The sequence below is a fragment of the Kitasatospora sp. NPDC023120 genome (assembly GCF_055560835.1).
Window position 1 is genome coordinate 251811 of sequence record NZ_JBVHHY010000009.1, and the last position, 13432, is coordinate 265242.

Sequence of the window (13432 nt, forward strand, 5' to 3'; positions counted from 1 at the left end):
GGTCCTCCGCCGTCCCGCCCGCCGCCGTTCCGTTCGCCGCAGTGCTGTCCGTCACGGCGACCCATCAGAGCAGTCGGCGGCGGGCGAGGCAAACGCACCCACCGCTACGGCTGCGGCATCTCCTCGATCTGCCGGACCTCCGCCTCGACGCTCCAGCCCGCCGGGTGGGTCTGCAGGAAGCGCCGGGTCCACTCCAGGGCCTCGGCCTGGTCCTTGCACTGCAGGATCGCGTAGCCGCCGACGACCTCCTTGGTCTCGGTGAACGGCCCGTCGGTGCAGCCGACCTTCCCCTCGTTCCAGCTCAGCCGGGTGCCCTGGGAGGTCGGCGTCAGCCCGGCGGTCTCCAGCATCACCCCGGCCTTGGTGATCTCCTCGAACAGGGCCCCCATCCGCTGTTCGAACTCCGGGTCCGGCTCCCAGCCCTCGCGGGCCTGCTCGTCGATCCGGATCAGCGTCATGAAGCGCGGCATGGTGACTCCTCGGTTGATCGGGCGGGGCCTCTCCCCGCCTCTCACCCGTGCGTCGAACGGGTCGGCGCCGGATCGACACCCACCGCGAAGAATTCTTCCGACCGCTTCCGGGGGCGGTGCCGGGGGCCGTACCCGGGGAGTGCCGCCCGGTCGGTACGTGATCGAATGGTGCCCACGTGAGCGGTGGAGGGGAGACACGGATGCTCGTGGACATTCTGGAGGCGGTCGCCGACCTGCTGGAACTCGCTGAGCCCAGGTCGGAGGAGAAGAAGGAGCGCGACGCCTTCGAGGACGGGGGGGTGGTGGTCTTCGAGGGCTGCGTCACCGGCGCCCGGCCGTACTGCCGTGCGACGTCGGAGTACCTGCACGCCTCGCTCACCGCGCTGGCGATCTCGCCGCTCCGCGGGCACACCGCGCAGGCCCGGTACCTCCCGAGCGGCCTGGAGCTGGTCGAGGTCCGGAAGCGGCACGCGGACGACCCGAAGACCATCGAGAAGCGCTGGACCGTGTTCGAGTGCCGGGAAGGGGAGCACCGGGTCCTGATCGGCTGCGCCTCCGGGAACGTGCGGTACGTCCGTCGGGCGCTGGGGTTCGGCGGAGCCTGATCGCAGACCGGCCCGCCGCTCCCACGGCGTACGCGCCGCCCGGCCACCCGGTCACCCGGCAGCCCTACCGCTCTACTGTAGCCCCGCCTTCGGCCGCAGCTCCGGCGGCAGCGGCCGGGCGCGGGAGAGCCGTACGGCGGCGCCGCGGGCGAGGTCGAAGGCCTCCGCCGGGTCCTTCGCGGAGGTCCACGGCGGGCAGCCGCACCACGGACCGATCGCCCGGAACTGCTCCAGCGCGATGCGGTGCAGCCCGGCCGCGCCCGCGTAGTACGCGAGCAGGTGCCGCAGCACCGGCAGCCGCTCGTCGTCCGGGCGGACCTGCGCCAGCGCGGCCGCGACCTTGCGCACCGGCTGCCTGCCCAGCTCGCCGTCCAGCGTCGTGCCGAGGGTGCCGCGCTGGTCCAGCTCGCTCAGCGCGTGCAGGTAGAGGCCGGGGAGCGGGCTCCCGGCCGGAGCCTTCCGCATCGCCCGCTTGGCGAAGGCCAGCATCTTCTTGTCCGAGCCGAACCACTTGGCGCACCAGTACTGCAGGGCCTGCCAGTGGCCCGCGTAGTGGAACGGCGCCCGCTCGACCAGCCCGCGCCACAGCTCCTCGAACTGCTTGGGCGTGTACCGCGCACCGCGTGCGGCGGTCACCATCACCACCCAGGGGGCCGGGTTGGCCGGGTCCAGCAGGGAGGCCCGCTTCGCGGCCTCGATGGCCGCGGGCAGCATGGCCCGGAAGGCCCGCATGTCCTCCTCGGGCACCTCGTCCGCGAACCCGGAGCCGCGGACCGCCCAGGCCGCGTGCACCATCCGGACGACCTCCAGGGTGGCCGCGTCGCAGTTGCCCGGGTCGGCGGCGCGCCAGGCCTTCAGCCAGCTCTCGTCCCGGTCGGCGACGGAGTCCAGGAGTTCGAGCCGCGACCAGCGCTCGTCCCAGTCCTGCCCGGCGGCCTCGATGTGGGCGGCGGCCGGCTTCCAGTTCCCGGCCCAGGCTGCGTCGGCTATCGCCTGGGACTCCTGGCGGCGGTGCGGGGGCGGCGGCGGACCGGCGCGGCCCGGGTCGAGCCGGTCGCGGGGGGCCAGTCCGTACGCGGGCGCGTCGAAGTCGGTCTGCGCCCAGCGCCAGGCCTTCTTCCTGCGGAACATGACGACGGCGGCGTAGACGATGCAGGCCAGCAGGCCGAAGATGAGGTACGTCACGTCGGAGCATCATCCCTGGTCGTGGCTGGTGCGGGCAATGCGGTCAAAGCGCTCGCCGGGGCCGGGTTTCCGTGCCAACATGCCCCATATGGGGACGATTCTGCACGGCGCTTTGGTCACGCTGCGACCGGCCACCACCGACGACATCCCGGCCCTGGCGGCCATCCGAGGCACGCCCGAGGTGTTCGCCCGCTGGCGGGGCGGCGACGACCTGCCCGCCGAGGTCGCCAACGACCTGGAATCTCCCGACACCGAGACCTTCGCGATCGACCTGGGCGGCCAGGTCGTGGGCGCCATCCAGTGGTACGCCAACAACGACGACGAGTACCGGCACGCCGGGATGGACCTCTACCTCGACCCGTCGGTGCACGGCCTGGGCCTGGGCACCGACGCGGTGCGCACCATGGCCCGGCACCTGGTGCACGACCACCACTACCACCGGCTGGTGATCGACCCGGCCGCGGACAACCTCGCCGCGATCCGCTGCTACACCAAGGTCGGCTTCCGTACGGTCGGCACCATGCGCCAGTACGAGCGCGGGTCGGACGGCACCTGGCACGACAACCTGCTGATGGACCTGCTCGCGGACGAACTGGTCGAGGGCTGACGGCCGTTCGGGCGGTGCGCGGCGGGGTGGTGCACGGGCGCAAAGGGTGCAAGGGTGTACAGACATCTTGTCGTCCACCCGCCCAGAGCTGTACAGGCATCTCACGGCCACATGATCGGCCGGAACTGATCCCCTGGCGTTCTCCCCCGCGTACCGAGCAGTAGCTGGCGTTCCTCCGCCGATCCCTGGCCGCCGGTCACCCCTGGCCGCCGGTCACCGGCCGCCGGTCACCGGCCGCCGGTCATCCCCGGCCGCCGGTCACCCCCGGCGCCGGGCAGCCGCAGGAGCGCCGCACCACCAGCCGGGCCGGGAAGGTCCGGGCACCGGCGGCGCGGAGCTCGGCCCCGCCGAGGACGAGTTCCAGCGCCGCGCGGGCCATCTCGTCCTGCGCGGTGGTGACGGTGGTCAGCGCGGGGCCGGCGATCACCGCCTCGGCGATGTCGTCGAAGCCGGCCACCGCGAGGCCGTCCGGCACCCGGATGCCCAGGTCGTCGGCGGCCCGCAGCAGGCCGATCGCCTGGTCGTCCGTCGCGCAGAACACGGCGGACGGCCGGTCGGGCCGGGCCAGCAGGGCGAGCGCCTCGGCGTGCGCCCGGACGCGGTCGAACGGGGCCGGGGTGAGCCGCCCCTCGGTGGCCAGCCCGGCCTCCTCCAGCGCGGCGGCCCAGCCGGCCGTCCGCGCGGTGACCGGGTCGTGCGGGCTGAGCGCCAGGGTGCCGCCGAAGCAGTGCACCTCGGCGTGCCCGTGTCCGAGCAGGTGGTGCACCACCTCGCGGGCGCCGCCCTCGTCGTCCGCGACCACGGCGACGCCGTTGGCGCTCTCCGCACGGTGGTGCAGCAGCACGACCGGGGTGCCGTCGGCCACGTCGAAGCCGGTCAGCCCGGGGGTGGCCGGGTCCTGGGTGACCAGGATCAGGCCGTCCACCTGCATCCCGAGGAAGGCGCGGATGTAGTGCGCCTCACGCTCGTCGGCGTAGTCGGAGTTGCCGATCAGCAGCAGTCGGCCGTGCTCGGTGGCGGCCTGCTCGACGGCGTGCGCGAGCCCGGCGAAGAACGGCTGCCGGGCGTCCGGCACGACCATTCCGAGCAGGTTGGTCCGCCGTCGCGCCATCGCCTGGGCGACCCGGTTGGGCCGGTAGCCGAGCTCCTCGACCGCCGCGAGCACCCGCGCCCGGGTCGCCGGCGCCACCGGCCGCGGCCCGTCGTTGATCACATAACTCACGACCGCCGTGGACGTCCCCGCCGCCCGCGCCACATCGTCCCGTGTCACCCTTGCCATGACCATTGAGCCTACACACCGCCTCCGACCAGCCGCTTTCCCGTGCGCCGGGCGGGCTCCGGAGCGGTGGACGACACGGCGCTCAGCCGGCGTCCGGCACGATCACCGTCAGCGAGGTGTCCCGGAGCCGGAAGCCCAGTGCCTCGTAGACGCGGCGGGCCGGGTTGCCCTCGGAGACCACCAGGTGGACGTCGGCCAGCCCGCGTGCGGCGGCGTCCGCGACGGCGTGGCGCAGCAGGTCGGCGCCGAGGCCGCGGTAGCCGCGTCGGGGGTGGCGGAAGACGTCGGCGACCCACGGCAGGCCGTCGCGGTCGGTCAGGACCACCCCGGCGACCACGCGGTCCTCGGCGTCCACGGCGAGCACGCTGGACGGCAGGACCGGGCCGATGGCCTTCCCGGCGTGCAGCGGTACGAGCCGCTCGGACAGCGCCTGAGCGTCGTCTCCCGGGAAGTGGTCGACGTGCCCGGGCCCGAAGGCGGCCCGCCAGGCCTCGAACAGCTCCTCGGGCGCCCGGTCGCAGGGCACCGCCCGCAGCCCCTCGCGCAGCGGCCCCCCGGCCCAGTCGGCGGGCGGGGGATCGGCGCGCAGGTCCCGTCGGAAGGTGTGGGCGTGCCGCAGCACCCGCGCGCCGCCGGCCACCAGCCGCTGCCCGAGCTCGGGGCTGCCGGAGACCACCCAGCCGGGCAGTTCGGCCCGGATGTACCCGGCCGCGTCCGCCGATTCGTCCAGCACCTCCAGCAGGTCGGCCCAGGGCCGGCCCTCCCGCTCGCCCGGCTGGTAGCGCAGCACCGGCGCACCCTCACCGTCGTACCTGACCACCCAGTCGGCTTCCGCCATGGCCCACCCCTTCCGAGAGTCCGCACGAGTCCGTACGAGTCCGCGCGCGGTCGCACGGGATCGTTCGTCGGCGGCTCATGCTCACCAGAACACGGCGCCCGGGGCAACCGGTTTTCCGGCGACGGGCGCTGACTCGGTGGCAGCGGTTCCGGCCCGGTGGCAGCGCGTGCCGGCCCGTGGATCTTCCGGAAGTGCCGGGCGGCGGCTCAGGCCACCACCGCCGCGCGGACGCAGAGCACGTCCGGCAGGTGGGACTTCAGCAGCGACCAGCTCTCGCCCTCGTCCCGGCTGCCGTACACGTCGCCCGTCCGGTTGCCGAAGTAGATGCCGGCCGGGTCGGCGTCGTCGGTGCGCAGGGCGTCGCGCAGCACGATGCCGTAGTGGTCCTCGCCGGGCAGGCCCTCGGCGAGCTGCTGCCAGCTGGTGCCGCCGTCGGTGGTGCGGAAGACCCGGCACTTGCGGCCGGGCGGGATCCGGTCGTCGGCGCCGCCGAGCGGGAAGAGGTAGGCGGTGTCGCCCCGGCGCGGGTGGGCGGCGACGGCGAAGCCGAACTCGGCGGGCAGCCCGTCGACGATCGAGTGCCAGCTGCCGCCCCAGTCGTCGCTGCGGTAGACGCCGCCGTGGTTCTGCAGGTAGAGCCGGTCGGGGTGGACCGGGTCCGGGGCGACCTTGTGCACGCACTGGCCGAACTCGGGGTACTGGCTCTCCTGCGGGAAGAACTCGGCGCGCAGCCCGGTGTTGGAGGGCTCCCAGCTGTCGCCGCCGTCCTTGCTGCGGTAGACGCCGCCGCTGGAGACGGCGACCAGCAGCCGCTGCGGGTCGCGCGGGTCGGTGAGGATGGTGTGCAGGCCCTGGCCGCCGTAGCCGGCGCCCCACTGCGGCCGCTGCGGGTGCTCCCAGAGCGACTCGACCAGGGCGAAGGTCTCGCCGCCGTCGGTGGAGCGGAACAGCGCGGCGGGCTCGGTGCCGGCGTAGACCACGCCGGGGGCCTCCGCACCGGCGGGCTGCAGCTGCCAGACCCGGGTGAGCGAGGCCCCGGTGGACTCGGGGAAGCGGACGGCGGGCTGCGGCGGCTCGTACCAGGTCGCGCCGAGGTCGTCGGAGCGCCAGACCGAGGGCCCCCAGTGGCTGCTGTCGGCGCCGGCCAGGATCCTGGTCCGGCCTTCGCGGCGGTCGATGGAGACGGAGTAGATCGCGTTCATCGGGAAGTGCGGCCCGCTGAACTCCCACGTCAGCCGGTCGCGGCTGCGGCCGAGAAAGAGGCCCTTCTCGGTTCCGACGGCCAACAACACCTCGGTCATGCCTCACACCACCTGATCACGAGCACGGCCCCCCGGGAACGGCCCCCGACTGCCAGTGTCCCGCCGTCCACCGGTGGTCACATCTCGCCGCGCCGTTCACCCGGGCGGCCGTCCGCCCGGGCCCGGGGCGCTACCCCCGGCAGCCCTCCAGCAGCCGCAGCCAGACCTCGCTGATCGTCGGGTACGCGGGCACCGCGTGCCAGAGCCGGTCGATCGGCACCTCGCCGACCACCGCGACGGTCGCCGAGTGCAGCAGTTCGGCGACCCCGGGGCCGACCAGGCAGGCGCCGACCAGCACCTGGCGGTCCAGGTCGAAGACCACCCGGGCCCGGCCGCGGTAGTGGTCGCCGTACAGCGAGGCCCCGGCCACGGCGCCGAGGTCGTGGTCGACGCTCTTGACCCGCAACCCGGCCTCCTCGGCGGCGGCCAGGGTCAGGCCGACGGCGGCGACCTCCGGTTGCGTGAAGACCACCTGCGGCGCGCCCGCCAGGTCGGCGGACGCGGCGTGCGCGCCCCAGCGCGCGGTGTCCAGCGGGCGCCCCTGGGCACGGGCGGTGATCGTCGCGCCCGTGATCCGGGCCTGGTACTTGCCCTGGTGGGTGAGCAGGGCCCGGTGGTTGACGTCGCCGGCGGCGTACAGCCACCCGCCGTCCACGCCGAGCACCGTGCAGCTGTCGTCCACGTCCAGCCAGTCGCCCGGCTTCAGCCCGACCTGCTCCAGGCCGATGTCGGCGGTGCGCGGGGCCCGGCCGGTCGCGTACAGCACCTCGTCGGCGGTCAGCGTCGCACCGTCCCCGAGGGTGAGGGTCACCGGCCCGGAGCCGTCCGCCCGCTCCAGCGCGGTGACCTCGGTGCCGAAGCGGACGTCCACCCCGGCGTCCCGCAGGCCCTCGGCGACCAGCTCGCCGGCGAAGGGCTCCATCCGCGGCAGCAGCCCCTCGCCGCGCACCAGCAGCACCACCTCGGAGCCCAGCGCCCGCCAGGCGGTGGCCATCTCCACCCCGACCACGCCGCCGCCGACCACCGCCAGCCGCCCGGGCACGGCCGGGGCGCCGGTCGCCTCCCGGTTGGTCCAGGTGTGGGCGTCGGCCAGCCCCGGCACGTGCCCGGGCAGCACCGGGCGGCTGCCGGTGCACACCGCGACGGCGTGCCGGGCCGTGAGCACCCGCTCGCTGCCGTCCTCGGCCTCCACCGTCACCGTCCGTTCGCCGGCCAGGCGCCCGTGGCCGCGGACCAGCTCGATGCCGGTGTCGCGCAGCCACTTCACCTGTCCGTCGTCGCTCCAGTGCGAGGTGAAGGAGTCCCGGCGGGCGAGCACCGCGGCCGGGTCCAACCGGCCGTCGCCGACCGCCTCCCGGGAGCCGGCCACCGCGCGGGCGTCGGCCAGCGCGGCCATCGGGCGCAGCAGCGCCTTGCTCGGCATGCAGGCCCAGTACGAGCACTCGCCGCCGACCAGCTCGGCCTCCACGATCACCGTGCGCAGGCCCGCGGCGGCCGTCCGGTCCGCCACGTTCTCGCCGGTCGGGCCGGCTCCCAGGACGATGACGTCGTACTCCTCGGCGGTGCTGGTCATGCCCGGTCCTCCGTCGTCTCGATGGCCACCCCGGGGCGCGGGTGGCGGGCGTGCGCTCGCGGCCGTCGAGCGGTCGGGCGAGCCGGCTGGACTGCGCGCCCGTGGAGTCCCGCTCTCCGCTCGGCCACGGCGTGGGGCCCATCCTGCCGGGCCGGGCGCCCCCGCGCGACGGACGGACACGCCCAAGACGCGCAGGGGACACACCCGGTGCGCGCGGGGGACAGGCCGGACCCCGGTGCGCGCGGGCTCAGCTCGCGGCGAGCTCCGCGAGCACCGCCGCCGTGTCGGCCGGGCGGGAGAACATCGGCCAGTGCCCGGTGGGCAGTTCGCGCAGCTCCCAGTTCGGCCCGTCCAGTCCGGCGAAGTACGGGTGGCCGGCCGCGATCAGCTCGCGGACCTGGGAGAGCGGGAAGGAGCAGGACACCAGCGCGTGCGGCAGCGCGGCCCCGGCACCGGTCAGCCGCAGCTTGTCCCGGTACACCCCGGCCGGGTGCGGGGTGGCGAGGGAGCGGACCCGTGCGAGGGTGTCCCCGTCCATGCCCTCCACACTGGCGCCGTGCGCGCCCAGGTACTCCCAGGACGGCATCGGGAGCCGCCCGTCGACCACCGAGGACTCGGCCATCTGCTGGTAGTCGGGCGGCCAGAGGTCGAACACCGCGGAGTCGTCGACCATGGGGCCGCTGTCCAGGTAGACCACCCGGCGGATCCGCTCCGGCATCCGGTCGGCGAGCCCGCCCACCGCGGCACAGGCGCCGCTGTGGGCGACCAGCACGACCTCCCACAGGTCCTCCCGGACCAGCAGGTCGGCCAGGTCGGCGGTGTGCTCCTCCAGGCCGAACTCGCCCGGCTCGCCCGCCCGTTCGGCCACCCCGGGCAGGGTCACGGGATACACGCGGTGCCCGGCGGCGCGCAGCGGGGCGGCCACCTCGTCCCAGGCCCAGGCGCCGAGCCAGAACCCGGGGACCAGTACGAACGTGCTCATGGTGGAACGCTCCTTCGTCGGTGGGGCCGCTGTCACCGACGACTCTAGGAAAGGGGGCGCACGCACGTCGCCGAGATCAACGGCGTGTCCGATCCCCCGCCGACACGCCCCGACATCCCCTGACACCCCCCCCGGCGCCCGCGACACGGCCGTGTGCCGCGGGCGCGTCGGCTCAGGCCTGGCCCTCGGCCGCCTGCTCCTCGGCGACCTTGCGCTTCACCTCGGCCATGTCGAGGTTGCGGGCCTGGCCGATCAGGTCCTCGAACACCGCCTCCGGCAGCGCGCCGGCCTGCGAGAAGACGAGCACGCCCTCACGGATGATCGCCAGCGTCGGGATCGACTGGATGTCGAACGCGGCGGCCAGCTCCTGCTGCGCCTCGGTGTCCACCTTGGCGAAGACCAGGTCCGAGTGGCGCTCGGCCGCCTTCTCGTAGACCGGGGCGAACTGGCGGCAGGGACCGCACCAGCCGGCCCAGAAGTCGATGAAGACGAAGTCCTTGCCCTCCGGGCCGGGGACGATGTCGTCGAAGTTCTCCTTGGTCAGCTCGACCGTGCTGCTCATCTCGCGATTCCTTCCCTTCCGGAGGTGGCGGTAGAGGCCATGTGCCCGCGACAACGGTGCTGATCGGCGCCGTATTCCGGGGGTGTCCGGCACGCCGCGGGTGTCCGGCGCCGGGATTGAGCAGCCGGCGGCCGCCGCCCGTACAGAAGGGTGTCCAGCCGTTGAGACTGTGGGAGGCACCCCATGCGCAGAATGCCCCGTACCCACCGGACCCGCACCCGCCAGGCCGCCGTGCTGGCTGCCTCCGGCATCGCGGCGGCCGCCCTGGTCGCCGGCTGCGGGTCGTCCGGGGGCAACTACGGCGCGCCGAGCATGTCGAGCAGCCCGAGCAGCCCGAGCGCACCGGCGAGCGCCACCCTGCAGACCGCCACCGATCCCAAGCTGGGCACGATCGTCACCGACAGCGCGGGCTTCACGCTCTACCGCTTCGACCAGGACCGGAACAACCCGCCGGAGTCCTCCTGCAACGGCAGCTGCGCCGCCATCTGGCCGCCCGAGCACGTCAACGGCGACGTCACGGCCAAGGGCATCGACAGCAAGCTGGTCGGCAGCGTCACCCGCTCCGACGGCACCAAGCAGGTCACTGTCAACGGCTGGCCGGTCTACCGCTACTCGCCGGACACCAAGCCCGGCGACACCAAGGGCCAGGGCGTGGGCGGCACCTGGTTCGCGGTGACCCCGAGCGGCGACAAGGCGGGCACCACGAACTCCACCCCCAGCCCCGCCACCCCCAGCCCCGCCACCCCCAGCCCCGCGACCCCGATGCCCAGCACCCCGGGCTACTGACCGGTGCCGACCGCCCTCGACCGGGAGGCCCCGGGTGCGCAACGATGAAACGGTGACCGAGGAGCACCCCGTCGGCGGCACGGCCGACCACGGCACGGGGGCGTCGGACGAGGAGTTGATGCGCGCCCTGTACCGCGAGCACGCCGGTCCGCTGTTCGGCTTCGTGCTCCACCTGGTCGCCGGCGACCGACAGCGGGCCGAGGACGTGGTCCAGGAGACCCTGGTCCGCGCCTGGCGCAACATCCACCGGCTCGACCCGGCGGCGGGCTCGCTGCGGCCCTGGCTGGTCACCGTCGCCCGGCGGATCGTGATCGACGGGCACCGCAGCGCCCTGGCCAGGCCGCGCGAGGTGGACGCGGCGGTCCTGGAGGCGCTGCCCGCCGAGGACGAACTCGACCGGGCACTGCGGATGATGACCGTCGCGGACGCGCTCGGCGACCTCTCGGTGACGCACCGCGAGATCATCGTCGAGACCTATCTGAAGGGCCGCACGGCCAACGAGGCGGCCGCCGAACTCGGCATCCCGGCCGGGACCGTACGGTCGCGGGTGTTCTACGCACTGCGCTCGCTCAGGCTCGCGCTGGAGGAACGGGGAGTGACATCGTGACCAAGCGCCCCGACCCGGTGCCCGGCGGCCCGGAGCACGTCCCGGGCGGTCCGGACGGTGTGCCCGGCGGGCCGGGCGGCACCTTCGGCGGCCCGGAGCACGTCGACGCCGGCGCCTACGTCCTCGGACTGCTGGAACCCGCCGAGCGCGCCGCCTTCGAGCAGCACCTCGAGACCTGCCCGCAGTGCGCCGAGCAGGTCGCCGAACTCGGCTTCGTGGAACCGCTGCTGGCCGAGTACGCGGGCTCCGCCAAGGCCGCCGGACTCGACCCGGCGAGCCCCGCACCGCACCCGGACCCGGGACTCCTGGACCGGCTGGTCGCCGAGGTCGGCACCGTCCGGCGGCGGGGCCGGGTGCGGAGGCTGGTGCTGGCCCTGGCCGCGACCGCGATGGTCGCGGCGGGCCCCGCCGTCACGGCCGCGGTGCTCACCGCCGAGTCCACCCCCGCCGTGGTCGCCGTCGCCGAGCAGTTCAGCGCCACCGACCAGGCCACCGGCGCGCACGCCACCGTCGGCGTGGACGGAAAGACCTGGGGAAGCCAGGTCAGCCTGCAACTCGACGGCGTCCGGGGCCCGTTGACCTGCCGTCTGGTCGCCGTCTCGCACGGCGGCGTGCGGCAGACGGTCAACACCTGGTCCGTCCCGGCGGGCGGCTACGGCGACCACGAGGGCGTGCTGCGCACCACCGGCAGCGCGGCGCTCCAGCCCGGCGACATCGACCACTTCGAGGTGCGCGTCCAGGACACCGGCGCCCTGCTGGTCGCCGTCCCGGCGCACAGGGCCTGACTCGGTGCGGTCGGTGAGGGCCCGGCTCAGTACGGCCGAGGCAGGTCGTACGCGGCCAGTCGTTCGACCCGGGCCGTGCCCAGGACGCCGGGCCAGTGCGGGTCCGCCCCGCCGGTGCCGGTCATGTGCTCGCGCCGCCACGTCCGGCTCCAGGCGACCCGCAGCGTCGGCTCGAAGCTGTGCCACACCTCGCACGGGCAGGGCGTCAGCACCCGCGCGCAGGTCCTACACAGCTCGGCCCGGCCGTCGGCGGTCGGCAGCGACACCGCCGGGCCCTCCTCCCCGCAGGCCGGGCAGCCGGGCAGCTCGGCGCCGTCCAGCAGCGCGTTCTGCCGCCGGACGTAGTCGGGCAGGCTCAACGGCGGGTGCAGGAAGGGATCGTGGCGCCAGGCCGCGTCCGGAGAGCCCCACCAGAGCCGGTGCCACCACGCCGTCTCCGGCGGCTGCCGCCGCCCGGCCCGCTTCTGCGCCCGGCGCTGCACCGCGTACTCCTCGGCCCGGGCCCGCCACAGCTCGCGCGCCTCGTGCAGCTCCTCCACCGCGCGGACCAGCGAGTCCGGGTCCGTCTCCAGGTGCCGGGGGATCCGGGCGCTGAGGGTGAGGTGGTGGTACGTCGCCCGCAGACCGTACGGGGCGAACCCGGTCAGGCAGGTCCGCAGCGCGCTGTGCCGGCGGTGCACCGGGAGCGAGGTGTCGCGCACCCGGGCCCGGTGGGTGTGGAAGCTGGTCATGCCGGGGGTGCCAGGTCGAGTGCCCGGGCGAGTGCGGCGGTGAGGGCGGCGGCGTGGTCGGGCAGCTGCCGCTCGGCCCAACGCGCGGCCAGGGCGAGGAAGTCGCGCAGGTCCTGCTCGGCTCCGGCGAGCAGTCGGCGCAGCTCGTCCGGCGACAGCTCGATCACCGGGCTGTTCTGGTCGTGGGCGTCCTGGGTCAGCTTGACGGTCCGGCCGACCCGCTCGACCCGGGCGTCCGGGTCGTGGCCGAACCAGGCGGCGCCGCTGCCCTCGGCGACGTCCAGCCAGGCGCGCCACTCCTCCAGGCCGGTGCAGCAGCCGGGGGTGAAGACGGTGCCGGTGGCGGGGTCGGTCACCCGCAGGCCGCCGGGGGCGTAGGGGGCGGGGTCGGTGAGCAGACCGTGCAGGAAGCCGCCCAGCGGGTCCGCCGGGCGGGGGCCGCGCTCGGCGTCCGCCTCGGGGTCGAGCTCGACGTCGTTGTGGTCGGCCACCCGCCACACCGCCGAGCCCACCTCGGCCGGCGTCAACTGCCCGTTCAGCGCCAGGTATCCCCAGGCCTCGTGTTCGCCCGTGGGCCAGAGCGCGAAGTCGTCGGGAGCGAAGATCTCCAGGACGGGCTGCATCGACATCATCCGGGGATCATGCCGGACGGCGGCTGGGCCGGTCACGGGATTTACCGCGCGTCCGCCGCGATCCGGGCCAGCACCCGCCCGCACCGTCCGGCGAAGGCGCGCTGGGCGAGCGGGAGCAGCGGGCCGGCCAGCCGGGCGTACCAGGCGACCGGGCGGCTGAAGGCGGTGACGGAGAACCAGACCGACCCGTCCGGCCCCATCTCGACCAGGAAGGTCTCCTCGCCGCGGGCCAGGTGGCCGTGGAGCGTCCCGTAGGTGAAGCCGTAGCGGTCCGGGCCGTCCAGGGCGGCGAGCACCCGGTTCGGGGCTCCGGCGCGCAGCGGGCCGATACCGATCGCACAGTGGACGGCGACGCCGGGTGCGGCCTGGTCCGCGTCGGCGTCGATCCGGACGCCCGCCAGCCGGTGCATCCGCCAGCCGAGCAGGGCGGCTCCGGCGACCGTCAGCGCGGCTCGGCCGTGGCCGATCAGCGCCGGTGCCGCAGGTGGT

Annotated in this window: 16 protein-coding genes; 5 read left to right on the forward strand and 11 right to left on the reverse strand. The window is 74.9% G+C overall.

Annotated elements, in window-relative coordinates:
- Positions 1-104: 104 nt before the first annotated feature.
- Complete coding sequence (locus ACZ3TI_RS15980) at positions 105-470, reverse strand: YciI family protein (protein ID WP_465726794.1); 366 nt, start codon at positions 468-470, stop codon at positions 105-107.
- Between the two features lie 200 nt (positions 471-670).
- Between ACZ3TI_RS15980 and ACZ3TI_RS15985 the strand changes: the two genes are divergently transcribed.
- A complete protein-coding gene (locus tag ACZ3TI_RS15985; RefSeq protein ID WP_465726795.1) occupies positions 671-1075 on the forward strand; it encodes a hypothetical protein in 405 nt (134 codons plus the stop codon).
- Positions 1076-1147: 72 nt separating this feature from the next.
- On the opposite strand, the gene ACZ3TI_RS15990 is transcribed toward ACZ3TI_RS15985, so the two are convergent.
- Positions 1148-2260: a hypothetical protein gene (locus ACZ3TI_RS15990; protein WP_465726796.1), complete on the reverse strand. Its 1113-nt coding sequence runs from the start codon at positions 2258-2260 to the stop codon at positions 1148-1150.
- A gap of 88 nt (positions 2261-2348) precedes the next feature.
- On the opposite strand from ACZ3TI_RS15990, the gene ACZ3TI_RS15995 reads away from it, so the two are divergent.
- Positions 2349-2867 (forward strand): GNAT family N-acetyltransferase, encoded by a 519-nt coding sequence (locus ACZ3TI_RS15995; RefSeq protein WP_465726797.1) that lies wholly within the window; start codon positions 2349-2351, stop codon positions 2865-2867.
- A gap of 241 nt (positions 2868-3108) precedes the next feature.
- Here ACZ3TI_RS15995 and ACZ3TI_RS16000 read toward each other — a convergent pair whose 3' ends face one another.
- From ACZ3TI_RS16000 to ACZ3TI_RS16025, 6 genes are all read right to left on the reverse strand, one after another.
- Positions 3109-4146 carry a LacI family DNA-binding transcriptional regulator gene (locus ACZ3TI_RS16000; RefSeq protein WP_465726798.1) on the reverse strand — a complete coding sequence of 346 codons (1038 nt, stop codon included), beginning with the start codon at positions 4144-4146 and terminating at the stop codon, positions 3109-3111.
- Between the two features lie 82 nt (positions 4147-4228).
- A complete protein-coding gene (locus ACZ3TI_RS16005; protein ID WP_465726799.1) occupies positions 4229-4984 on the reverse strand; it encodes a GNAT family N-acetyltransferase in 756 nt (251 codons plus the stop codon).
- 206 nt (positions 4985-5190) lie between these two features.
- Positions 5191-6285: a WD40/YVTN/BNR-like repeat-containing protein gene (locus ACZ3TI_RS16010; RefSeq protein ID WP_465726800.1), complete on the reverse strand. Its 1095-nt coding sequence runs from the start codon at positions 6283-6285 to the stop codon at positions 5191-5193.
- Positions 6286-6415: 130 nt separating this feature from the next.
- Positions 6416-7858: a dihydrolipoyl dehydrogenase family protein gene (locus ACZ3TI_RS16015; protein WP_465726801.1), complete on the reverse strand. Its 1443-nt coding sequence runs from the start codon at positions 7856-7858 to the stop codon at positions 6416-6418.
- Between the two features lie 247 nt (positions 7859-8105).
- On the reverse strand, positions 8106-8840 hold the full coding sequence (locus ACZ3TI_RS16020; RefSeq protein ID WP_465726802.1) for an alpha/beta fold hydrolase: 735 nt from the start codon (positions 8838-8840) through the stop codon (positions 8106-8108).
- A 172-nt stretch (positions 8841-9012) separates the two neighbouring features.
- Positions 9013-9402, reverse strand: a complete 390-nt coding sequence (locus ACZ3TI_RS16025) for a thioredoxin family protein (protein WP_465726803.1) — start codon at positions 9400-9402, stop codon at positions 9013-9015.
- Between the two features lie 183 nt (positions 9403-9585).
- Between ACZ3TI_RS16025 and ACZ3TI_RS16030 the strand changes: the two genes are divergently transcribed.
- Genes ACZ3TI_RS16030 through ACZ3TI_RS16040 form a run of 3 tightly spaced genes read left to right on the forward strand, consistent with a single transcriptional unit; the run spans position 9586 to position 11580 of the window.
- Entirely contained in the window at positions 9586-10188 is a 603-nt protein-coding gene (locus tag ACZ3TI_RS16030) for a hypothetical protein (RefSeq protein ID WP_465726804.1), read from the forward strand.
- 34 nt (positions 10189-10222) lie between these two features.
- Positions 10223-10795, forward strand: coding sequence for a sigma-70 family RNA polymerase sigma factor (locus ACZ3TI_RS16035; protein ID WP_465726805.1), 573 nt, complete (start codon positions 10223-10225; stop codon positions 10793-10795).
- The gene (locus ACZ3TI_RS16040; RefSeq protein ID WP_465726806.1) at positions 10792-11580 is read left to right on the forward strand and encodes a zf-HC2 domain-containing protein; all 789 of its coding nucleotides are present in this window, start codon (positions 10792-10794) and stop codon (positions 11578-11580) included. The genes ACZ3TI_RS16035 and ACZ3TI_RS16040 overlap by 4 nt, the downstream gene beginning before the upstream one ends.
- A gap of 26 nt (positions 11581-11606) precedes the next feature.
- On the opposite strand, the gene ACZ3TI_RS16045 is transcribed toward ACZ3TI_RS16040, so the two are convergent.
- The 3 genes from ACZ3TI_RS16045 to ACZ3TI_RS16055 are packed head-to-tail and all read right to left on the reverse strand — an operon-like array spanning position 11607 to position 13413.
- Positions 11607-12311, reverse strand: a complete 705-nt coding sequence (locus ACZ3TI_RS16045) for a hypothetical protein (protein WP_465726807.1) — start codon at positions 12309-12311, stop codon at positions 11607-11609.
- A complete protein-coding gene (locus ACZ3TI_RS16050) occupies positions 12308-12943 on the reverse strand; it encodes a hypothetical protein (RefSeq protein WP_465726808.1) in 636 nt (211 codons plus the stop codon). The genes ACZ3TI_RS16045 and ACZ3TI_RS16050 overlap by 4 nt, the downstream gene beginning before the upstream one ends.
- Before the next feature lie 41 nt (positions 12944-12984).
- Positions 12985-13413, reverse strand: a complete 429-nt coding sequence (locus ACZ3TI_RS16055) for a DUF1990 domain-containing protein (protein ID WP_465726843.1) — start codon at positions 13411-13413, stop codon at positions 12985-12987.
- Positions 13414-13432 lie beyond the last annotated feature (19 nt).

What these genes read in the sequence shown, in the direction of transcription:
- ACZ3TI_RS16020 (WP_465726802.1), bottom strand. Translation starts at nt 8,840, where the DNA reads ATGAGCACGTTCGTACTGGTCCCCGGGTTCTGGCTCGGCGCCTGGGCC.
- ACZ3TI_RS16045 (WP_465726807.1), bottom strand. Translation starts at nt 12,311, where the DNA reads ATGACCAGCTTCCACACCCACCGGGCCCGGGTGCGCGACACCTCGCTC.
- ACZ3TI_RS15985 (WP_465726795.1), top strand. Translation starts at nt 671, where the DNA reads ATGCTCGTGGACATTCTGGAGGCGGTCGCCGACCTGCTGGAACTCGCT.
- ACZ3TI_RS15980 (WP_465726794.1), bottom strand. Translation starts at nt 470, where the DNA reads ATGCCGCGCTTCATGACGCTGATCCGGATCGACGAGCAGGCCCGCGAG.
- ACZ3TI_RS16025 (WP_465726803.1), bottom strand. Translation starts at nt 9,402, where the DNA reads ATGAGCAGCACGGTCGAGCTGACCAAGGAGAACTTCGACGACATCGTC.
- ACZ3TI_RS16050 (WP_465726808.1), bottom strand. Translation starts at nt 12,943, where the DNA reads ATGATGTCGATGCAGCCCGTCCTGGAGATCTTCGCTCCCGACGACTTC.
- ACZ3TI_RS16000 (WP_465726798.1), bottom strand. Translation starts at nt 4,146, where the DNA reads ATGGCAAGGGTGACACGGGACGATGTGGCGCGGGCGGCGGGGACGTCC.
- ACZ3TI_RS16030 (WP_465726804.1), top strand. Translation starts at nt 9,586, where the DNA reads ATGCGCAGAATGCCCCGTACCCACCGGACCCGCACCCGCCAGGCCGCC.
- ACZ3TI_RS16005 (WP_465726799.1), bottom strand. Translation starts at nt 4,984, where the DNA reads ATGGCGGAAGCCGACTGGGTGGTCAGGTACGACGGTGAGGGTGCGCCG.
- ACZ3TI_RS16010 (WP_465726800.1), bottom strand. Translation starts at nt 6,285, where the DNA reads ATGACCGAGGTGTTGTTGGCCGTCGGAACCGAGAAGGGCCTCTTTCTC.
- ACZ3TI_RS16015 (WP_465726801.1), bottom strand. Translation starts at nt 7,858, where the DNA reads ATGACCAGCACCGCCGAGGAGTACGACGTCATCGTCCTGGGAGCCGGC.
- ACZ3TI_RS15995 (WP_465726797.1), top strand. Translation starts at nt 2,349, where the DNA reads ATGGGGACGATTCTGCACGGCGCTTTGGTCACGCTGCGACCGGCCACC.